General features: G+C 65.2%; 18 protein-coding genes. 9 read left to right on the plus strand and 9 right to left on the minus strand.

The features are described 5' to 3' along the window. The 6 genes from GXY33_08830 to GXY33_08855 form a co-directional block, all read left to right on the plus strand. Positions 1-1,350, plus strand: a 1,350-nt coding sequence (locus tag GXY33_08830) for a hypothetical protein (GenBank protein ID NLX05235.1), incomplete at its 5' end; no start/stop codon positions are given. A gap of 191 nt (positions 1,351-1,541) precedes the next feature. Continuing rightward, positions 1,542-2,591, plus strand: a complete 1,050-nt coding sequence (locus GXY33_08835; protein NLX05236.1) for a LacI family transcriptional regulator — start codon at positions 1,542-1,544, stop codon at positions 2,589-2,591. Between the two features lie 14 nt (positions 2,592-2,605). Beyond that, positions 2,606-3,424 carry a DUF1559 domain-containing protein gene (locus GXY33_08840; GenBank protein ID NLX05237.1) on the plus strand — a complete coding sequence of 273 codons (819 nt, stop codon included), beginning with the start codon at positions 2,606-2,608 and terminating at the stop codon, positions 3,422-3,424. A gap of 104 nt (positions 3,425-3,528) precedes the next feature. Then, positions 3,529-4,611, plus strand: coding sequence for a hypothetical protein (locus tag GXY33_08845; protein ID NLX05238.1), 1,083 nt, complete (start codon positions 3,529-3,531; stop codon positions 4,609-4,611). A gap of 39 nt (positions 4,612-4,650) precedes the next feature. Further along, the gene (locus GXY33_08850) at positions 4,651-6,804 is read left to right on the plus strand and encodes a cellulase family glycosylhydrolase (GenBank protein NLX05239.1); all 2,154 of its coding nucleotides are present in this window, start codon (positions 4,651-4,653) and stop codon (positions 6,802-6,804) included. Between the two features lie 19 nt (positions 6,805-6,823). Further along, the gene (locus tag GXY33_08855) at positions 6,824-9,247 is read left to right on the plus strand and encodes a hypothetical protein (protein NLX05240.1); all 2,424 of its coding nucleotides are present in this window, start codon (positions 6,824-6,826) and stop codon (positions 9,245-9,247) included. Between the two features lie 7 nt (positions 9,248-9,254). Here GXY33_08855 and GXY33_08860 read toward each other — a convergent pair whose 3' ends face one another. Further along, positions 9,255-9,878, minus strand: a complete 624-nt coding sequence (locus tag GXY33_08860; GenBank protein ID NLX05241.1) for an XTP/dITP diphosphatase — start codon at positions 9,876-9,878, stop codon at positions 9,255-9,257. A 4-nt stretch (positions 9,879-9,882) separates the two neighbouring features. Next, positions 9,883-11,298, minus strand: coding sequence for a chromosomal replication initiator protein DnaA (gene dnaA / locus GXY33_08865; GenBank protein ID NLX05242.1), 1,416 nt, complete (start codon positions 11,296-11,298; stop codon positions 9,883-9,885). 80 nt (positions 11,299-11,378) lie between these two features. Between dnaA and GXY33_08870 the strand changes: the two genes are divergently transcribed. Continuing rightward, on the plus strand, positions 11,379-11,657 hold the full coding sequence (locus GXY33_08870; protein ID NLX05243.1) for a hypothetical protein: 279 nt from the start codon (positions 11,379-11,381) through the stop codon (positions 11,655-11,657). A gap of 200 nt (positions 11,658-11,857) precedes the next feature. On the opposite strand, the gene GXY33_08875 is transcribed toward GXY33_08870, so the two are convergent. From GXY33_08875 to GXY33_08905, 7 genes are all read right to left on the minus strand, one after another. Beyond that, positions 11,858-12,568 carry a hypothetical protein gene (locus GXY33_08875; protein ID NLX05244.1) on the minus strand — a complete coding sequence of 237 codons (711 nt, stop codon included), beginning with the start codon at positions 12,566-12,568 and terminating at the stop codon, positions 11,858-11,860. After that, on the minus strand, positions 12,562-13,860 hold the full coding sequence (locus GXY33_08880; GenBank protein ID NLX05245.1) for a serine hydroxymethyltransferase: 1,299 nt from the start codon (positions 13,858-13,860) through the stop codon (positions 12,562-12,564). The genes GXY33_08875 and GXY33_08880 overlap by 7 nt, the downstream gene beginning before the upstream one ends. Before the next feature lie 135 nt (positions 13,861-13,995). Continuing rightward, a complete protein-coding gene (locus GXY33_08885; protein ID NLX05246.1) occupies positions 13,996-15,228 on the minus strand; it encodes a hypothetical protein in 1,233 nt (410 codons plus the stop codon). Between the two features lie 33 nt (positions 15,229-15,261). Further along, the gene (locus GXY33_08890) at positions 15,262-16,236 is read right to left on the minus strand and encodes a class I SAM-dependent methyltransferase (GenBank protein ID NLX05247.1); all 975 of its coding nucleotides are present in this window, start codon (positions 16,234-16,236) and stop codon (positions 15,262-15,264) included. Between the two features lie 77 nt (positions 16,237-16,313). After that, positions 16,314-17,003, minus strand: a complete 690-nt coding sequence (locus tag GXY33_08895) for a TetR/AcrR family transcriptional regulator (GenBank protein ID NLX05248.1) — start codon at positions 17,001-17,003, stop codon at positions 16,314-16,316. A gap of 119 nt (positions 17,004-17,122) precedes the next feature. Then, positions 17,123-18,196, minus strand: coding sequence for a dihydrodipicolinate synthase family protein (locus GXY33_08900; GenBank protein NLX05249.1), 1,074 nt, complete (start codon positions 18,194-18,196; stop codon positions 17,123-17,125). Positions 18,197-18,227: 31 nt separating this feature from the next. Next, positions 18,228-19,241: an NAD(P)-dependent oxidoreductase gene (locus tag GXY33_08905; GenBank protein NLX05250.1), complete on the minus strand. Its 1,014-nt coding sequence runs from the start codon at positions 19,239-19,241 to the stop codon at positions 18,228-18,230. A gap of 195 nt (positions 19,242-19,436) precedes the next feature. Here GXY33_08905 and GXY33_08910 point away from each other — a divergent pair, with 195 nt between their 5' ends. Next, positions 19,437-20,597 (plus strand): GntR family transcriptional regulator, encoded by a 1,161-nt coding sequence (locus GXY33_08910; protein NLX05251.1) that lies wholly within the window; start codon positions 19,437-19,439, stop codon positions 20,595-20,597. A gap of 29 nt (positions 20,598-20,626) precedes the next feature. Beyond that, complete coding sequence (locus GXY33_08915; GenBank protein ID NLX05252.1) at positions 20,627-21,430, plus strand: prepilin-type N-terminal cleavage/methylation domain-containing protein; 804 nt, start codon at positions 20,627-20,629, stop codon at positions 21,428-21,430. The last annotated feature ends 18 nt before the right edge of the window (positions 21,431-21,448 follow it).

Genomic DNA, 21,448 nt, shown 5'->3' on the forward strand with positions numbered 1-21,448 from the left:
GTCAAAACCGCCACCGTGCCCCTGTTCGCCTCGCGCCTGGCCGACCAGGTCGGCGAGACCGCGCCGGAGCAGCTCGAGCAGTACTACCAGCAGCACACCGAGGCGTTCCGCTACCCCGATCGGGTCGCCGTCGAGTACCTGAAGGTCGACGTGGCGAAGGTCAAGGAAAGCGTCGAGGTCTCGCGGGTGGCGGCTCACCGCTACTACGAGGCCCACCAGGCCGAATTCACCGTCTCGACCCAGCCGGCGACGGACGAGGCGGCCACTCAGCCGACCCAGCCGGTGACCCGGCAGTTGAGCTTCGAAGAGGCCTATCCGCAAATCGTGGAACGCCTCAAGGCCTCCGACGCCCGCGAACGGGCCATCCAGGCCATCTCAGCGGCCCGCGACCAGGCGATGAGCCACTGGGCGGCGATGCCAAGCGACCCCAACACCGGCCTTAAGACCCATCCGGAGAAGGTCGCCGACTACGCCCAACTCGCCGAGCAGATGGGCAAACGCAAGCACGTCTCCATCCAATACGGCCAGAGCGGCCTCCTGAGCCGCCAGGAGGCGGGCAACTACCCCGGCCTCGGCGAGGCCTACGCCATCGGCCAGAACGGCTTGGTCCCGTTCGCCGATTACGCCTTCAACGTCGTCCCGCTGGTCGAGCCGCCCAGCGTCGAGGACCGCCGGACGACCGAACAGGTCCTTGTCCAGGACCAGGAAAGCCCCATCCTGTACGCCGGATCGGTGGAAAATCCCGACGCCCTGTACGTGTTCCGGGTGACGCAGGTGGCCCCCTCGCGCCTGCCCGAGTCGCTCCAGGAGGTCCGCGAGCAGGTGCAGCGGGAGTGGAAGCTGGCCCAGGCCTATGACCGCGTCCAGGAACTGGCCGGGCAACTGGTCGAGAAGGCCCGCCAGACCAAGCTGACCGAGCTCTTTGAGGCCGAGGGCGGCCCGTCCGAAGCGATTCTGGCCGCCACCCCGGTCACCGAACCGGTGGTCGCGACCTTCGCCCGACGGATGCTCTCGCCGTGGGAGGGCCGGCTCGGCCCGCCGATGATCGAGGGCGTCGAGATGCCGACCGATGCCTTCGCCGACCGGGCGTTCGAGGTGCTCTGGCCCCAGCCGACCACCCAGCCGGACGGGCAGTTTACCACCACGACCATCGCCGACGACGATGACCGAACCGTCTACGTCGTCCAACTGCTCGAAAAAATGCCCGTCACCGACCAGGAATTCCAGCAGTTCAAACCGTTCCTGGCCCGGATCGCCCTCAGCGCCGCCCAGTTCGAGTTCTACCGTAACTGGTTCGATCCCGAGAACCTCCACAAACGCACCGGGTACCGCCCAGCGGACGTGGACTAAGGCCAATAGGCCTCTATCGCTGGGATTCGGGCTTCGTCCGGGGCGCCGGCGGAGGATCTCCCCTCCACCATGCGCGGCGGATTCCACATTCTTTCGAACCGGCAAGGACCTTGACAGGGTCTCGTTCCGGCATTAGAATGGGGCTGTAATTCGTATTACAAGCCATCGTAATACGTAATTCGAGGTTTTCGATGTCGGTGCTGACGCAGAAACAGATCGCGGATCGGCTGGGGGTCTCCCAGTCGCTGGTCTCGCAGATCCTCAACGGCAAACGGACGGTCAGCTCCAAGCTGCACCGTCGGATCGTCCAGGAAGGGGAGCGGCTGGGGTATCAGCCGAACCATTCGGCTCAGGCGTTGCGGACGGGGCGTCGCCGATCGTGGGGAATTCTAGTGCCTGACTTCAGTTTTCTGGCTGACTTTAATCGCCAGATCGTCCAGGGGCTCTCGGAAGTGGCGTCGGCCAACGACCACGCGGTTTCAATCGCGTGCCTCAGCGGCCCGAGGGCCGAGGAGGAGGACTACCTGAAGGTGGTTCGCGGCGGGCGCTTCGACGGGGTGTTTTTGATCTACGAAGGCCGGGCGTCGCGGCCGCCGTTCGAGCGGATCGTTCGGCTGGGAGCGATGCCGGTGGTGATCAACTGCCCGTTGGGCGACGAGGCGGTTCCCCACGTCTGTTCCGACGGCGAAGGCGGGGTCTATGAGGCGGTGCGGCACCTGATCGATGTGCACGGACGGCGTCGGATCGCGTTCGTCAACCGCTGCCGCGAGTCGTGGGTGATGGAGGATCGCTATCGCGGCTACGAGCGGGCGCTGCTGGATGCGGGGCTGGCGGTGGATGACGCCCTGGTTGAGCCGATGGTCGAGGGGCTCAGCTACGAAGGGCACGGCGAGCGGGCGGTGCGCCGGCTGGTGGAAACGGGCGTCGAGTTCGACGCGATCTACTGCGCCGCTGACTACATCGCGATGGGCGTGCTGGCGGGTCTGCACGATCATGGAATCGCGGTTCCGCAGCGGGTGGCGGTGGTGGGGTTCGACAACTTCCATCTGACCGCCTGCACGCGGCCGCGGCTGACCACGGTGGCGTGCGACGGGATCGCGATGGGCCGGCGGGCCGGGCGGATGATGCTGGAAATCCTGGACGGCGGACACGAGCGGGTAGCCCGATCGGTTCGGCTGCCCGTCTCGCTGGTGGTCCGCGAGTCGTGTGGTTGTGGAAAGGCCGGAGTCTCCGATTCCTGATTGGGAGAGGCGACATGCCTCATTTCGGTTGGAAAGGTGGCCCCCGCGGGTCGACAGCGTTTACGCTGATCGAGTTGCTGGTGGTGGTGGCGATTATCGCCGTGCTGGTGTCGGTCCTGCTGCCGGCGCTGCAGAGCGCGCGGGAGGCGGCGCGGTTCGTGGCGTGCGCGTCGAACCTGCGGGCCAGTTCCGCCGCGCTGCATCTGTACGGCCGGGACAATCACGATCAGCTTCCCGAGCGGTTGATCCAAGGTCCAAGCCATATCGCGACCTACGACTCGGCGGTTGTCTGGGCTACGTGGATCGCGCCGCTGCCGGGCGAAGGGGGCGGAGGCGGGTACTGCAACCTCGGCCAACTGGTTCGTCCGACACCTTACCTGCCCAGCGGCCAGTCGCTGTACTGCCCGACCGGGTCGATGGGATGGTACAAATACTCTGACGGTTGGCCGAATCCTGGCGGAGCCACTTGGGCGCTCTGCAACTACGACTTCCAGCCGTGGATCAAGCCGGACGGCTCGGCGTACTATCGGCCGACGCTGGACGTCTGCGCCGGGCTGAACCTGCCGCTGGCCTGGGACACGATCGGGTTGCACCTGGTGGAAGGGGCGATGCAGCACGGCCCGCGGTGGAACGTGGCGTACGCCGACGGGCACGTCCAGCCGTACCTTAACGGCACGCACGACGACTACAACGCCAGCCCGGACCCGGGCATAATCGGCCCGCCGCCCGCGGACATTTCGGGTATGGATTTCGCCACGCTGATCGTCAACGGCCTGAACCAGCAGCCGAGTACGGGACTGGCGATGAAGTACCGGTTCATCCCGAGCCGATGACGCAGGGTGGGCACTGCCCACCGGATTGCTTCTTCCTCATGATTCCAGCGGTATACAAATGAATTGGGAGTGCGCCGACTGGCGCTGGCAAGGTCCAGAGTGATATGAATTCTCGCGATCACTACATGGCGTTCATGGGACGGAAGCCACAGAACCTTCCGCATTGGGAGCACTGGTCATGCCCCGACGCCGAGACGACCATCACGGGGATCGACTACTACGAGCATCCGCGGTTGTGCCGCCAGAAGTTGGTGGCGATGTACCCTCGGCTGGCCTGGTCGCTGGGGGTGCCGGACGACGATACGCCCAAGCCGCGTCCGCGCCTCGACCTCGACGGGCACAGCTCGGACCCCGGCAAACACACGGTCCGCTGGGGCGACGGCGAGTCGGCCCCGTGGAGCCACGGCGAGGCGTTCCGATCCGCCGAGGACGTGTTCGCCTACAGCCCGCTGGAGCACGCCCACGAGTCGCTGCTCGGCGACGTCACCAGCGAGGAGACCCTCTACCGCAACTGGCGCAAGCTTCTGCCCGCCGAGTGGGGCGACCGGGCGCCCGAAGGTTCGACGCGCATGGACTGCTACAATCACTTCACGATGTTCATGTGGCCGCTGATGACGTTCGGCTACGAGCTGTTTCTCGAGACGTGCCTGGACGAGCGGTTCGACCGGATCATGGACGAGTTCGCCGAGATCAACCGGCGGGTGTTCCGGGCGCTGGCCCGGATGCCGCAGAACTTCATCCTCTGCCACGACGACATCGTCAACACCCGCGGGCCGGTCTGTTCGCCCGCGTGGATGCGGCGGCATATCTTCTCCCGCTACGAGGAGTTCTTCGGCATCGTCCGCGACGCGGGCAAGCAGGTCATCTTCATGACCGACGGCTGCGTGGACGCCTTCGCCGATGACATCTTCGCCTGCGGGGCGCGGGGCATCATCACCGAGCCGTACACCGATTTCCGGGCGATCGCCCGGAAACACGAGAACTGCTTCCTGGCCGGCGAAGGCGACAACCGGGTGCTGATGCGCAGCCGGCCGGAGGAAATCCGGGCGATGGTCGAAGGCATGGTCGAGACGGCCCGGATGACCGGCGGCTACATGATGTGCGTCGGCAACCACATTCCGTGGAACGTCCCGCCAAAGGCGGTCCAATGCTATCTCGACCTCTGCGAGGAACTGGCCCACCGTTAGTCACACGAGTTCGATTCGTTTCAATTGGAAGGACGCTCAATGACCCCCGACTCCCTGCCTTTTCTCTACGGCTGTGAATACTACCGCGCTCCGACTCCGGCCCGGCGATACTGGGCGGAAGATCTGCAGCGGATGGCCGATGCGGGCTTCAACGCGGTCAAGCTGTTTATCCAGTGGCGGTGGGTCCATCGCGGCCCCGACCGGTTCTGGTTCGACGATCACGACGAGCTGATGGACCTGGCCGCCAAGGTCAAACTGCCGGTGACGATCAACCTGATCTTCGACACCGCGCCGGTCTGGCTCTTCGATCGCCATCCGGAGGCCTACATGGTGACGGCGGACGGTCAGACGCTGATTTCGCGGGCGGTGGTCTGCCGGCAGATCGGCGGCTATCCCGGCCCGTGCTTCAACCACGAAGGCGCGTGGGCCGAGCGGGAAGCTTTCATTCGAGCGACCGCCAGCCGCTACGGCGGCCATCCGGCGATGGGCATGTGGGACGTGTGGAACGAGCCGGAGTCGTGCCTGTACCTGCGCGAGCCGGACGCCAGGACGCTGGTGTGCTATTGCGGGCGGTGCGACGAGGGATTTAAGGCGTGGCTCAAGGACAAGTACGGCCAGGTGGAGCGGCTCAATGACGTTTGGGGCCGCTGCTACGACGACTTCTCGCAGGTCGAACTGCCGCGCGACCCGCAGCTGTTCTGCGACATGATCGACTGGCGGTTGTTCCATCAGCAGTCGCTGGCGGCCGAGGGCCGGCGGCGGCTGGCGCTGGTCAAGTCGCTCGACGCGAAACACCCGGTCTACCTGCACCCGGTGCCAAACACCACGCACTTCAACGCGGTCACCTCGGTGGACATGTACGACATCGCCGAGGGCGGCGACTGCTACGCGGGTTCGGTGATCGGATTCCCGCTCAACCCGCTGCACATCCTGGCGGGAAGCGAAGGGCGGGTCTGCTACAGCGCCGAAAGCCACCTGCGGCCGGGAATGACGGGCGTGTATCCCAGAACGTTGACGCTGGACACGATCGCGTGGGAGTTCGTCGCGCAGATCGGGCTGGGCATTCGCGGCTTTTTGTACTGGCAGTACCGCTGCGAAACGCTGGGCATCGAGAGCCCGGCGTGGGGCCTGCTGGATCAGGACGGTCGGCCGGGCCGTACCCACGAAGCCGCGTGCGAGTTCTGGCGGCGGCTGAGGCCGGTGGCGAAGCGCCTGATGGCGGCGCCGGTCGAGCCGGCCGAGGCGGCGATCTACCAGTCGTCGTCGAACGAGGTGTTCCACTGGTGCCTCAACGGCGACTTCCGCACCCTGCGGCAGTCGGTCGAGCGGTTCACGCAGTGGCTGTACGAGCGGAACGTGCGGCTGACCTACGTCGGCGAAAAGGCCATCCGCCGCGGCCTGTCCGATCGGATCAAGCTGCTGGTGCTGCCGGCGGTGCACGCGCTGGACCAGGCGACGGCGGCGGCGATCGTGGCGTGGGTGCGAAAGGGCGGCACGCTGATCTGCGAGGCCCTGACCGGCATGTACGATCTGACCGCGGGCCGCCATGGCATGGTGCTGCCGGGCGCCGGACTGGCTGAGGGGTTGGGTCTGCGTGAGATCAACCCGACGGCGAGCGTGCACCTGAAGCTCAGCGACCAGAGCGAAGGGGCGATGCAGCTTGTCGGCGACACGGCCAAGGCGTTCGAGGCCCACGGGACTCGCGGCGGCGACCTGGTGCCGCTGAGCACGGCCGACGGGGCTACGCTGTGGGGCAAGACGCACTACGCCGAGTTGGAGGCCGAGGGCCTGGAGGCGCTGGCCGGACTGCCCGGCCACCCGCCGTGCGCGGGCTGGCGCAAGGTCGGCGACGGCGGCGTGCTGTACATCGGCACGCTGATCGCGTGGGACCGCAACGCCAGGACGCCGGACGTGCTGGACGGCGTGCTGGAGCGGGCGGCGGTCCGGTCGGGCGTGGCGCGCGACTGCCCGCCGTGGCGGGCCGCTGCGGCCGGCGTGCGGATCGACCGCTTGGACACCGGCGACGGCGAGGCGTTCGCCGCGGTCAACATGACCGGCTCGCCGGTGGAACTGACGTATGACGGCGATGAGCCGCTGACGGCCCTGTACGGGTCGCGGATGGATGGCTCGCGCCTGACGCTGGCGAACGGCACAGCCGATCTGCTGGTCCCGAGTCGATGGCTTAAGGCATAACCTCCAGTGGAATGATCCGATGACAAAGAACGCCGCGGTCAGAACCGTTTCGAACGGCCGGATGTCGCTTTCCTTCGATGCCCGGACCGGTGCGCTGCTGGCGATCCGCAACCTGGAGACCGGCGGAACGTGCCTGAACGCCGGGCGGTCCGCAGCGAGTCCGTTCGCGGTGTATCACGACTTCCATAGGGAGTTCGACGTCGAGCTGCGGTCGGGCTACGGGACCAACCGGATCACGCCGCCGGCCAAGATCGCAAGCAGCGAGTTCTCTGCGAAGCGGGCGACGGCGGAATTTCGCGGGCAGGGCTCGCGAACGCGGATCGCCTATCAGAATCCCGATCAACCGTGGCGGGCCGAATTGACCGTCGAGGCCGGTGAAGGCAAGGACTTCGTCCGCCTGAGGCTGAAGGTGACCAACGTCAGCGATCAGCCGCGGGCGATGATGGCCGTCTTCCCGTATTTGCATGGTATTCGTCTCGGCGACGGGCGGAAGAACCTGATGGCGGTCAACGACGAGGCGGGATACATCCGGCCGCTGTGGGCCAAGCCGTGTTGCGACTACCGCCATCCGGAGGCGGGCGGCATCCACGGCTGCGGTATGCAGGTCAGCATGCAGTGGGGCTGCGCGTTCGACGAAGCCAGCGGCGACGCCCTCGGATTCATCGTCGAAGATCCGGACTTCCGCAACAAGGAAATCGCCTACGACAAACCGTCGATCCAGGTCCGGTACTTCCCGCCGCGGATGCTCGAATCGGGCCAGAGCGCGGAGTTCCCAGCGGTGCGGCTCATGGCGTACCGCGGCGACTGGAAGCCGACGGCGCAGGCCTATCGCAAGTGGTTCACACGCAGCTTCGACCTTCCGCCGCTGCCCAAGTGGTTCCGCAATATCGACAGCCACCGCGGAGCGTGGAGCTTCAAACCCGGCCAGCAGATCGAACAGCCGCCGGAGGCGATCACCGCCCTGGGTAACTTCATGGAGTCCTTCGAGGACCTGCCGAGCATCTACCTGCGCCAGCCGTCGGAACTGGTGGAGCTGTGCTTCTTCAGCCACGCCTCGATGGGCGCCGACGTGACCGGCCGGCGATTCGCCCACATGGACGGCGACAACACCGTGCGGGCGGACCTCGGCGGGACGGCGGCGATGCGCGAGGGCGTACGCCGGCTGCACGCGATGGGCTATCGCTTCACGCTCTACGTCGAAGGCTACATCATCAACGACGACGCCGATATCGTGACCAAAGGCGAGGCCCGGCAATGGGCCGTGACCAACCGCGACGGGACCAACCAGGGGCTCTACTCGCAGGCCCGCTGCCTGCACATGTGCCCCGGATCGGCGGGCTGGCAGGAGCATCTGGCCCGCACCTGCGCAGCCCTGGTCCGCGAGACGGGCGCGGACGGCATCCGGCTCGATTCGCTGGGCGGGTACTTCTTTCCGTGCTTCAACCCAGCCCATCATCACGAGAGCCCCTTCGACTACAACCGGTGGCTTGGCGAGTTGCTGGCCAAAGTGGGGCGAGCGGTCCGCGAGGTGAATCCCGACTGCCTGCTGATGACCGAGACCGCCTCCGAGATCATTCGGCCGCACTTCCACGGGTCGCTCAGCCAGGCGGTCAACGAGGCTCAGGTGACGGCCAGCCGCGACGTTCCGACGATGCGGGTGGCGATGCCCGAGTACGGGATCATCCTGCATAACCCGCACGGCCCCGTCTCAGCGTCGCTGGCGGGCTTTCCCGGCGGATCGGTCTCGTGGCCGGCCAGCGGCAAGTTCGCCGAGACGGAACGCCGATGGCGGATGGCGCGGTTCCCGGTCGGGCACGTGCTGCGGTGGGGCGATGCGGCGTACGACAATCCGCCGTCTGATCGGGCGGACGTGACGACGCGGCGCTTTGGCGGGCAAGGCATGGACGTGGTCGTTGGCGCACGCCATCGCTATCCGCGAGGCAAGAACCTCAGCGGTTACTACGTTCGCAACACGGACATCGACATTCGCCGCGATCCGGTGCGGTTCAGCGCGACCGTCGACGGGCTGCCGGCCAGGCCCACACGGGTCTACCTGGTGGACATTCTGAACCGAACGGCACGGACGGTCAGCGGCCGCTTCGCCCGCGGGTCGGCGACGTTCGAGGTCGATGCGAACTGGTTCCAGTTAATCGTCCTCCATGATCGGGATCTGCCGTTGGCGACCATGCGGGAGCCGCAGCCAGCGCAGAGCGGCCGGACGATTTCGATTGATGTGGACCTGATCGGCCCGAAGAAGGGCGCCTCACTGCGCGGCGTTCTGCGGGCCCAAAGCCTCGGCGTCGAAAAGACGGCGGTGACGCTGCCCGGTCCGGTGCGCCTGGCGATTCCCACGAACGCTCCGGCGGGCATGCACGTGCTGACGCTCGAAGGCGGCGGCTTTCTTGGCGCCAAGTGCTTCCTGAAGGTCGAGGGCGGCCGGTAGGGCGGCTCTATCTCGCTTGGCGGTTCAGGAGGTCGCGGATATTCTGCTTCATGGCCCGCGTGGCCTTGCCGCGGTGGCTGATCGCGTTCTTCTCCTGACGGGAAACCTCAGCCGTCGTCTTGCCCAAATCCGGCACCAGGAAATGCGGGTCGTAGCCGAAACCGTTTTGCCCGCGCGGCTTGTCGATGATTACTCCCTCGATCGTCCCTTCCGCCGTCGCCAGCACCTCGCCGGAGGGTTCGACCAGGGCCATCACGCAGCGGAACCGCGCGGCACGCCTCTCACGCGGCACGCCGGCCAGTTCGCGCACGAGTTTGGCGTTGTTGGCCGCGTCGTCGCACGGTTCGCCCGCATACCGGGCGGAGATCACGCCGGGCGCTCCGCCCAGCGCATCGACCTCCAAGCCGGAGTCGTCGGCGAGAGCCAGCAGCCCGGACCGCTGGGCGTAGTAGCGGGCCTTGGCGCAGGCGTTCTCCTCGAACGTCTGGCCGCTCTCCTCGGCTTCCGGCATCGGCGGAAGGTCCTTGAGCGAGAGGAGGCGGATCGGCATGTCGGCGAACTCCGCCGCGATCTCGTCGAACTTGCCGCGGTTGCCGGTGGCCAGGAGAATGGTCGTCCGCTCGGTCGTCATCGGTCTACTCCTGCCGGCAGCCGAGCGACTTTTCGAGCGACGCGACCGCCTGCCGGAGACTCTGCGACTTCTGCCCCTTCGGCCCTTCCCAGATGACCTCCTGGTCCTGCTCGAGCGACTGCTCGATCTTCTTGCACGCCAGCACGACGGTCGAGTGGTTCTTGTTGCCCAAATACTTGCCGATCTCGGGAAAGCTCATCGGCGTGTGCTTGCGGGCCAGGTACATCGTCACCGCCCGGGCCAGGGCGATGGTCCGCGTGCGCTTCGAGGCGCGAATGTCGGCCACCTTGACGCTGAAGTGATCAGCCGTCAGTTGTTCGATCTGGCTGACCTGGAGCGACCCGCTGCGGGGCCGCGAGCACTCGCGGACAACCTTCTCCGCCACCGGCACGCTGACCGGCTGATTGCACAGCGAGGAATAGGCGATCAGCTTCAGGATTGCCCCTTCGATCTCGCGCACGTTGCCGTCGATGCTGCGGGCCACCGTCTCGATCACCGGTTCGGGCATCTGGCAGCCCATCTCGCGGCTGCGGACTTCGACGATCGACCGGCGGGTGTCCATGTCGGGCGGATCGATCTCGACCACCATGCCGCTGATGAAGCGGTCCACCAGCGACTGGTGAAGCTCGCCGATCATGCGCGGATGGGCGTCGGAGGCGGTCACCACCTGCTTGCCCGCCGCGTCGATGGCGTTGTACGTGTGCAGGAACTCCTCCTGCGTGGCCCGCTTGTTGGCCAGGAAGTGGATGTCGTCGATCACCAGCACGTCGACGTTGCGGTACTGCCGGCGGAACTGGTCGAGCGTGCCCGTCTTGACCGCGACGATGAACTGGTTGGTGAACTCCTCGCCGCTGACATAACGCCAGCCGACCTCCGGATGGCGGATCGTCAGCGCGTTGCAGAGCCCCTGAAGCAGGTGCGTCTTGCCCAGGCCGCACGAACCGTGGATGAACAGCGGGTTGTAGCGGCTGATGACCTGCTCGACCACCGACTGGACGGCGCTGTAGGCGAGCTGATTGGACGGACCGACGATGAACCGGTCCAGCGTGTAGCGCAGCTTGCGAACCGGCGGACGCTTGGGCAGCTCGCGCCGCGAGAGGTTGCCCGATCCGTTCGCTTCCGTTCTGGTCGCGATCGGCGTGCTCGACTCCGAAGCTGGCGCCAGTTGAGGGTTGATCTCGAACCGCAGCGACGGACGAGAGCCGGTGGCCTGCGCCGCCGCTTCGCGAAGCTCATCCGAGAAGTTGTTTTCGATCCAGCCGCCGACGAAGGTGTTGGGCACCTCGATGCGAAGATGCTCGTCGTTCAGACGCAACCGCGCCGAATTCCGAAACCACAACTGAAACTTCCGCGATCCAATCCGCTCCTCCAGATTCTTCTCTATCTCGACAATGGCTTGTGGCGCGGTAGACACAACCATGTATGAAACCTCCTGACCCGCGCAGCGCCGGGCGTAGTGTGCGAACGAGGAATGCCCCTGGTCGGTACTGGGGGGCCTCCGTGCTGAATCCCCTGGCCCTTAACTTCGGCTCGCTGATCCGCTTCCTGCCGAGGGATGTCTCACAAGTGCATGGGAATTTAGCATTGTCCGAACCCATCGTCAACGAAAAGATTCGGCCAAACTTCTCAACACGCGACCAGCGCTCATGCCGGCAAGCAGTTACGGCGAAAAAAAAAATTCCGTCAACCCGTCATCCACACGATACCAACATTCATGTGCAAAAAGCGTTCGACCTGCGCATTTTCAGACCCGTTCCATCCGCGTTCTCGATGCGTTAAAACCGCAAAGAAGAATCAGCGGCCAAATGTGAAAACGGGTAACCGCCGACGGCCTATCCAACTCGTAAAACTCCGCGACCGTCAGGGAGCGAGGTCTTCTGCTCTCGATATCTCTCGGTCCCCTGTCTTTTCCCGCGTGCTCCGCGTGTCCCGTGCTATTCCAAAACGACGTCGCACCAGCGGATAAGAGCGAAGACGGCTTACGGCTCTTCGGCGGCGGGCGAGGTGGTGGTCGATTGCCGGAGGCGTTCCCTGATCTCGTCAAGGACGGGCGAGGTGGCCGGTGAGAGTCGGCGAATCGCGTTCGGCTTTGACTCGTCGGTGCGATCAAAACCGTCCGCTTCCGTCACTTCCAGGATGCGGGCGCCGGCTTGCGGATCGTGCACAGCGTTGAACGTGCCGAAGATCAGGTACGCGGAGGGTTTGGACCATCCTCCCAGCAGGCTGGACGACTGGAGGCTCACGTTGACGCGAAACGCCCCGGCGATGCGCTCGCCGCTACGGTTCTCGGTGCCGACGATGCCGTAAAGGCTCTTGAACCGGTATTGGCTGCCGGACCGCCGGATCAATCCGCGCACCGTTTCAAAGTTTGCCTTATAGTTCTTGCCGATGCCTTGGGACGGTTCGTCGAACGCAAACGAGATATAGAAACTCCGCTGATAACGTTCGCCCAGCAGCGAAAACTCTTCGCCCTTGCCCGCGATCTTGAATTGGCCCTGGTCATCGATCCACCAGTAACACTGATCGCAATGCAGCGTGATGACCTTCGCGTCGGTGGGTTCGACCATGATGGTCGAGGTGTTCTTGCTGACAAAGTGCGAGGTCAACCGGCCGCTGCAGCCGAAGGCGGGCAGCAGTCCGGCCAGCATCACCCACGCCGCAAGACGCGCCGGCTGACGAACGCTCAGCACGTGGGCCGGTCTGGGAAGATGGGCAAACTGCCGGCGAATTCCCGCACTTCCTGAGCGGTCTTGTTCGCCACGGCCTCCCCGTCGTCGGCTCGAAGGATTCGGTCGATCCATTCCGCGATCCGTTTCATGTCCGAGGTTGTCATGCCGCGGGTGGTCGCAGCGGGTGTGCCGATGCGAATGCCCGAAGTCTGGGTCGGCTTGCGGGTGTCGAACGGCACCAGGTTCTTATTGACAATTATACACGCCGCCTCCAGACGCGACTCGGCGTCGGCCCCGGTCAGATCGGGGCAGGTCTCGCGGAGGTCCAGGAGCATCAGGTGGTTCTCGGTGCCGCCGGTGACGAGGCGATAGCCGCGGCTCTTGAGGGCCTCGGCGAGGGCCGCGGCGTTGGCCACGATGCTCCGCTGATATTCCTTGAATGCCGGCGTCATGGCCTCGCCGAACGCGACCGCCTTGGCCGCGATCGCGTGCATGAGCGGACCGCCCTGGATGCCGGGGAAGACCGCCGAGTCGATGGCCTTGGCGTACTCGCCTTTGCACATCGTGAGCCCGCCGCGAGGGCCGCGGAGAGTCTTGTGGGTCGTGCTGGTGACGAAATCGCCGAACGGAACGGGGCTGGGATGCAGCCCGGTGGCGACCAGGCCGGCGATATGGGCGATATCGCACATCAGATACGCCCCGACCTCCCTGGCGATCTGGCCGAAGGCCTCGAAGTCGATCTTGCGCGGATAGGCCGAGTAGCCGCAGATGATCAGCTTCGGGCGGCACTCCTGGGCCTGCTTGCGGATCGCAGCCATGTTGAGCTGCTCGGTCTTGGGGTCCAGACCGTAGTGGACGATTTTGTACAATTTGCCGGAGATATTGACCTTCAGCCCAGCGGTCAGGTGCCCGCCGTGGGCCAGGTCCAGCGAAAGGATGGTGTCGCCCGGCTGGAGCATGGCGATATAGACCGCGGTGTTGGCCTGGCTGCCCGAGTGCGGCTGGACGTTGGCGTGATCGACCCCGAAAATCGCCTTGGCCCGGTCAATGGCTAGGGTCTCGATATCGTCCATCTGCTTGCAGCCGCCGTAGTAGCGCTTCGAGGAGTATCCCTCAGCGTATTTGTTCGTGAAGATCGAGCCGGTCGCCTCGAGCACCGCCCGCGAGGCGTAGTTCTCCGAGGCGATCAGGTTGATGCAGCCCGTCTGCCGATCCAGTTCGCGGGCGAAGATCTCACGGATCTGGGGATCCGCGATGGCGCTGTCACCCAAATTGGCGGTCGCTGAAAGTCTTTTGCAGCTACAGCTACACATATCTTTTATGAACCTCCGCTGTTTCCGGGAAAAGTCCGCAAGAAACATAACGATAAGCATTCAAAGCCGGAAATCAAGCGCGATGTCAAATCGGGGCAAGGAAGCTCCGCCCGGTTTCCCATTGCCGCGATCCGCTCAGCGATTGGCCCGGAGGATGCGGGCCAGGTCGTCCCAGTAGTCGTGTTCCTCGACGGAGGCCGATTCGTAGAGGAACAAGCCGTCGGCGTCGGTGGCCAGGCACGCGCCCAGGGCGCGGTCCAGGGCTTGGATGAACAGTTTGCGGTCCTGGTTGGCTGCGATGGGCAGGGGAGCCGGCGGGTCTTCCATCCCGTCAATGCGCTCCTCGGTCGCGCCGGAGATGGCGACGTGCTTGCCCCTTTGACGGGCGTCGGCGAACTGGGCGGCGGAATGCTCGCGCCAGTCCTTGGCCCCGTAGCGGCGGTGCTCGGAGAGGATGACGAAACCGTCGACCAGGTCCTCAGCGATCCAGGTTTGCCAATCATGGTGGAACTCGCCGAGCGGTACCCGCCCGCGCCGCCCCGCCGGGCTCAGGTAGCATTCGGCATCGGTGTAGAACCCGGCGATCAGCTCGACGCCGGTCCTTCTGGCCTCGGCGCGGGCCTCGCGGAGGAACTGGGTCAGGTACTCGCCGCGAAGGCGGTTCCACTTGCCCGGATCGAAATCGCCGACGGCGGCGTCGGCCGGATTGCCAAGCCGCGGATTAAAACCGAACCGACGCTGGTACTCCTGACACTCCGGCTCATTGAAGCCGTACTGCAGGTAGGGATCCTTGCCGGTCAGCGGCAGCGGGCAGACGTGCTGAATCCCCGAGTGCGTGCGGGCGGTATCGAGATAGATCCCATCCGGTCCGTAGGCCATCAGCTCCTTGAGTTCGGCCAGGCGATGCTCGCGAACCTCCGGATGGGAATACGAGAGCAGTCCGCGAATCCGGTGGTCCAGCAGGCGGTGCTGCCACGTGAACTGCGGGTGGCGAACTTCGAACTCGCTCTCGCAGCCGGGATAGTACTCGTCAAACAGGGTCACGTAGAGATACACCTTCAGGCCGCACTTGGCGGCCTCGTCGATCACCACCGCCGGCGGATCGCACTGCTCGATCACCAGCCGATCGACGCTGGCCTCGCGGAAGCGGCCGGGCGTCTCGACGGTCGTGCCGATGATCGTGCGGACCTTGCTGCGGTAGGTCACCTGTCCGAGGCACGAGACCCGCCAGCAGATGCTGTTGATGCCCGCCTCGGCGCAGGTGCGCACGAGCTGGCGGATGCGGTCCTCGCCGTAGAGAAAGCCGTGCTGATAGCCGTAGTAAAACTCGTCGGCGGCGTCGACGCCCATGATGATTTCTTTGGCCATGTTCGATTCCTTGGTGGTATCTGGTGGTATGGGTCAACTCGTCTGAAGGCGAATCTCGGTTCGAACAACTCCCGCTCTCCCACTCGCCTCCGACGGCGTCCGCCGGGCGAATTGCCGGAAATCGTCCGCAACCGCCGGACCGTTCGCCGGTGAACCGCTTTTTCTGAAGGTCAACACGCCCGTCCCGCCGAATCGGCGAAGCCGCGGGAAGGCGTGGAACAGCTCGAAATCGAGCATCTCCAGACGCGAAGGTCCGCGACTCTGCGGCGTCCGCACGAACAGGTCGAGTCGTGAGAGCAGGCTGAAATGCTCCACGTGCAGGTTGCCGGCCACGCCGCGGATGGTCTGAAGGTCGCCGTCGGTCAGTTTGCGCTCATGCTCGGTGGCCTGATGGCCGTACTGGCGAGACCAGCCTTTCGGCAGAAGCCGTCGCATCGGCCGCCAGTTGCGCACGGCGTCGAAAACCGGAACCTCCAGGTGTTCGCGAAAGACCGCCATGCCGCCCGGCCGCAGCACGCGGAGGCACTGCCTCACCGCCGGTTCGATCTCCACGTGGTGCAGCACGTCGAATCCGATCACCAGATCGAAGGAGTCGGAGGGCAGCATCAACGCTTCAGCCGCCTGCACGGAGAAGGTCGTTCGGTTTTCGAAGCCGTATCGGGCGGCGAGCCGCCGGGCCTCGGCGATCTGGTTCTCGGATATGTCGAAACCGTGGACCTGGAAGCCCATCGCGGCAAACCGGACGGCGGATTTGCCGGCCCCGCAGCCGAAATCAAGCAGCGCCCTGGCGCCCGCCGCGCGTTCCTCCGCCGCCAGGCCGAAAACACGCCACGTGGTGTTCCACGGGTTCCGCGGTTGACCCCACACCACGTCGAACGAGACTTCGGCCTGGGCCTCCTGTTGGGCGCGGCGATCGTAGTAGACGCGTTCGCTTAGCTGTCTGGCGGTCAGGACCGGTTGCGCCACGGGCGCGACCGGCTGCGGGCTGGATTGTGTCAGTGGATGCATCGCCGCGCCCTCTGAATGTCCTGAGCGTCGTGTGCATTGTAGATATGGGCGAGGTTCGGATCAAGCGGCCATCGCGGTCAGACGTGCGGACCGCCAAATCCGCCGGACAACGCCGCAGCCACGAAGCGCTTGACGTGGCCGATCCGCTCCTCGATCCGGGCCGGGTCGCCCAGGTCCTTGCCCAGCGTGGCCGAAAGGGTGGCCTGGTTGGAAAAATAAAAGAAGCACAGGGCCATGCAGTCGGTCAGGAGCTGGTCGGCTTCGAGGACCGGTTCAGCCTGCTCCGGCCGCTCCAGCCGCGCCAGCGACGCCCGAAGGGCCTGAAGGATGGGCGATTTGGTCGCGGCCACGGGCAACCGGCGAACGGTGCTTCCGCCGCGGAGGTTCTCGTGCATCATGATCCGGACGAAGACGCGGTCGCCGGCGAGAAAGCGGTAGTAGCGCTCGACCAGATGGGCGATGATCCGCGCAGCGTCGGCCTCCGGCGGAAAATCCAGCTCCGGCTCAGCCGCCTTCTCGTACTGGTGCATCAGGACGGCCTGCCACAGGCCTTCCTTGCTGGAAAAATAGTGATAGATCATCCGCTTGTTCAGGCCCGCCGCGGCCGCGATCTCGTTGATGCTCGCCGACGGGCCCTGATCGGCGAAGAGCGTCTCAGCCGCAGCGAGAATCCGCCCGCGGCTTCGCTCCGCGTCACGCCGTCTGACGGTGTCGTTTGTCTGTGTTTCCTCGTTCGCCATCTGAAACCGCCCAAGTTGCTCCGCCACCGCAAATTCCCCGCTCCCTCACGACCCCGTTGCCCAAAGGTAGGTCCGCCGCCTTCGGCGGACTCTTCGCGATCTGGGCAACAGGCCCTCGTGGTCGCAACTTTCTGGCGACGCGCTCGTCACCCTTTCAACCAACGGGCCAGGTTTTGTTTTACGAATTCCTCATCGGTCAGGTGCGGGTAGCGCTCGGCGATGCGGTCGATCTTTTCGGTCTGGCCGGGGCTGAGACGCTCGCGGTCGTCGATCGTGCGGACCGTTTCGAGCAGGCCCGTGCGCGTCAACACGTAGAGAATGCCGGAGATGCAGCCGGCAAAACCGTGCGACGGGTCGAAGACGGCTTCATTAGCCTCGGTGACCTGCGCGGCAAGCGTGAGCAGCTCAGCCGGAATGGCCGCCGCGTCGCGGATATTCTTGATCTGTTCGAGTTGCTCAACGGCCCGTCTGGTCCAGAAGGCCCAATGGCCCAGCAGGCCGCCGGCGATCGACATGCGGACCGTTCGCCCGTTGACCGCGATTTCGTAACGGGTCAGCAGATCGACGATGATCGCATCGTCGTTGCCGGTGTACAGGGCGACCCGCTCCGCCCGCCCGCTGGCCGCCACGCCGCGGACCACCGCCAGCGTCTGATACCGGTTAAACGGGGCGATCTTGATCGCCGCGAGGTTGGGAATCTCAGCCAACTGCGACCAGAACGCCTCGGACAGGATGCGCCCGCCCGCAGCCGGCTGGAGATAAAAACCCATGATGGGCATGGCCTCGGCGACCTGTCGGCAATGGTCGATCAGGCCCGCGTCGTCGGCATCCTTGAGCGCGCCGAGGCTGATCAGCCCCAGATCGTAGCCGATCTCGCGGGCAAGCTGCGCCTCGCGGACTGCCTGTCCGGTCCGGCCGCAGATGCCGGCCACCATGACCGTCGACCGGTCCGGCCGCCACGCCCGCACCGTTTCAATGGCCAGCCGCAACACCGGTTTATACAAGCCGATCTTCGGGTCGTGAATGGCGAATTCCGTAGTATGTACGCCGACCGCCAGACCGCCGGCGCCCGCATCCAGGTAATACCGCGACAACGCCCGCTGACGCCGCTCGTCGAGCTTCCTCTCCGCCGTCAGGGCCAGCGGATGGGCCGGAATGACCATGCCATCGGCCAGGGCCGTTCGGATCGTCTCCGGCGTCGCCGGGTAACTCGCTGTCATCGGTTTGACTCCTCTCCTGTCGGCTTGGCGATCAGAACTTCCCGTCTCGGACCTGGAACTTCGTCGGTTTGTTCAGCCGCTTGCCGCCCGCCGCCACCCAAGCGGTGATGGTCCGTACCATTTCGAGCATCGAAACGCGCGGATAGCCAAAGGCCTCAAAGCATTGGGCGGCGTTCCCGAGCAGGGCGGTAGGGGCCTCCTCGCCGACAAAAACCGGCTCCTTGCCCAACACCCGTCCCACCTGCTCCGCCAGATACCGCACCGAAACGGTCTCGGGCCCAGCCACGTTGAGCACCGCGGGCGGACTGTCAGCCAGCACGATCGACCGGGCGATGTAGTCGTTCGCGTCACCCTGCCAGATCAGGTTGACAAAACCCGTGGTCACGTCGATCGGCTGACCGCCCAGGATCTTGTCGGCCAGGTCCACCACGATGCCATAGCGCGGCTCGTTGGCGTAGAAAAGCCGCACGAGGACCGCCGCCGTACGGTCCTTGTCGCTGAAATACTGAAAGACCCGTTCGCGGCCGAGACAGGACTGGGCGTACTCGCCGATCGGGCCGGGCGGCGTCCGCTCATCGGCCCCGCCGCTGGTCACCGAAACCAACGGATAGACGTTGCCGGTCGAAAACGCTGCGATCCTCGCCCCAGCGTAGCGCTCGCAGACCAGCGCGGGCACGTAGGTGTTCATCGCCCAGGTCAGGCCCTGGTTGCCGGACGCCCCGAACTTCATGCCGACCAGGTAGTAAATGTTGGAAACCCGCGGCAGATCCTCGTACACAGCCCGGTCCAGCAGGTCAGCGGTCATCGTCCGGACGCCCGCCTGCTCCAAACGGTCGCGGACGGCGCCATCGGAAAATCGCGAGACGGCCCAGACGGTCTTCCCCGGTGCCGCCTTCTTGATGAGCATGGCCAGCGTCGGGCCCATCTTGCCCGCCGCCCCCAGAACCGCGATATCGCCGTCCAGATTGCCGAGGGCTTTTCTCGTCGCCTCGCTCGGCTGCGATAGGGCGGCTTCCAGGGATGGCTCATCTCTGATCTGATCCATTCGCATCGCCTGCTCCTGCTGCATTCCGAACATAAGTAACCAACTGGTTACTTATTCTACCGATTCCAGCCCATCCGGCAAGCAAAAAACCCGATGCGCTGTACAGGCCGGAAAGGTATTGACGGGGGTGGGCCCATTTAGTATACTACAGCTACCATAAACCAGTTGGTATAGTATCATCCAAGGCGAGAGGTCATGATGCCCGAGACCCTGTCAGACCTGCCCGTTTGCCGACGCGTCAAACGCGAGATCGAGCGAATGATCGACGCGGGCGTGTTGCACAGCGGCGGGCTCGTGCCGGGCGAACGGGAACTGGCCCACCGATTTGGGGCGGCCCGCGGCACCGTGCGCCAGGCGATTGCCAAACTGGTCGCCGACGGCAAGCTGGTGCGGATCGCCCGAAAGGGGACGGTGGTCGCCCCCAACGTCTCGGCCCGTCGGGGCTCAGGCGCCTGGGCGGTGGTCGTGCCGATCCTGCACTATTTCTACCCGCTGCTCGTGACGTACATCGAGCGCGAAGCCGCCGAGCGGGGCGCGGCCCTGCAGATCGGCTGCTCCTACGACAGCGTCCAACGCGAACGGGAGCAGGTGTTCCGGGCGATCGAGAACGGGGCTCGCGGAATCCTCCTGGCCCCAGCCTGCCCGCGGGTGGGGCGGACGCGCGAGAGTTTCGAGTATCTGGCCGATCTGCCCGCGCCGGTGGTCATCATGGACCACTGGGGGGCGAACCTGCCGCTCTCGGGGCTTGACGCAGTGCTCAGCGACAACTTCGCCGGCTGCTATCAGATGACGGTTCACCTGATCCGGCACGGATACACGCGGATCGGGATGGCGGGTCGTGAGGAACCGGGGACGATCGAAATGGACGAACGGTATCGAGGATACCGGTCAGCCCTGGAGGATCACGGCTTGGAGGTTCCGCCGCTTGCCCCGGTCGATACGCGGGGAATCGGCCATGGGCGGGTTGAGACGATCCGTGAGCATCTGGACTGGGGCGTGCAGGCCATCGTGGTGACCAACGACCGCAGCGCGCTGACCCTGATCTCGCGGCTGCGCGAATTCGGCGTGCGGGTTCCCGAGGACGTCGCGGTGACCGGTTACGACGATGAGCCGTTCGCCGCAATGGTCGTGCCCAAACTCACCTCGGTCCGCGTCGAAAAAGCCGAAATCGCCCGCCGGGCCATCGAACTGCTGGTTCAGCGGCTTGACGAAGCCTATCGCGGCCCGGCGAGGACGGTCGTGCTCCGTCCGACCGTCGTGGCCCGGCAAACCTGCTCGCCGCACTGCCCCGAATACGACGAGCGGGCCCAGGAGGAAAACGCGGAAATCGACATGCTCCGGGCCGCGGGTGTGTGATTCTCAATTGGCGATTTGGAGACGAGAAGATGATCAGCCATACGTGCCGTTCAGCAAACTCGAAATTCGAAATCCGAAATTCGAAATCGTTCACCCTGATCGAGCTCCTGGTGGTCGTGGCGATCATCGCGGTCCTCGTGGCCATCCTGCTGCCCGCGCTGCAGAAGGTCCGGACCCAGGCGGTCTCGCTTCGCTGCATCAATCACCTCCAGCAGATCGGAGCGGCCTACTTTGCGTATAGGGCGGACAACGCGGACCGCGGGTGCATCGGATTTACCTATGGCAACTCGGGTTGGCATCGGCCACAGAGCACCTGTCCGCCCGGGGTCACCCCGGTGCCTCAGGGCGTCTACGGAGCGTGGAGCGGCTGGTACTCGTCCTATCCGTTCGCCCTGGGTTTCTACCTGTTTCGCGACGGGAGCACGCTTGATGCGAACAAGGATCCGGGGCGGGATATCGCAATGTGCCCGACCTGGGTCCAAGCCGCTGCGACGTGGGGCCACGGCACGACCTATGCCGTCAACTCGTACCTGGGGATCGACCTCCTCCTCGGCGACGGGGTGCAACTGCCGGCCACCACGCCGATGATCTTTGACGGAGTCGAAGTGCTGGCGGATGGCAGCCCGAGGCAGAACTACTTTGGTTCGCCCCACTACTGGTTCTGGGCCACGACGCATCTCTACTTCTATAACCAAGCCGTCTCATCGCACGACAACTCGGGCAACTTCCTCTTCTTCGACGGCCATGTGGTCAACCAGACCGCCATGCCGCCCGAAGTGGCCGGATACTCCTGCCCAGCCTACAACCAGAAATGGACCTGGAGGGGGCGGTAAACGCCCCGCCTCGCAAAT

Source organism: Phycisphaerae bacterium (assembly GCA_012729815.1).
Lineage (GTDB): Bacteria > Planctomycetota > Phycisphaerae > JAAYCJ01 > JAAYCJ01 > JAAYCJ01.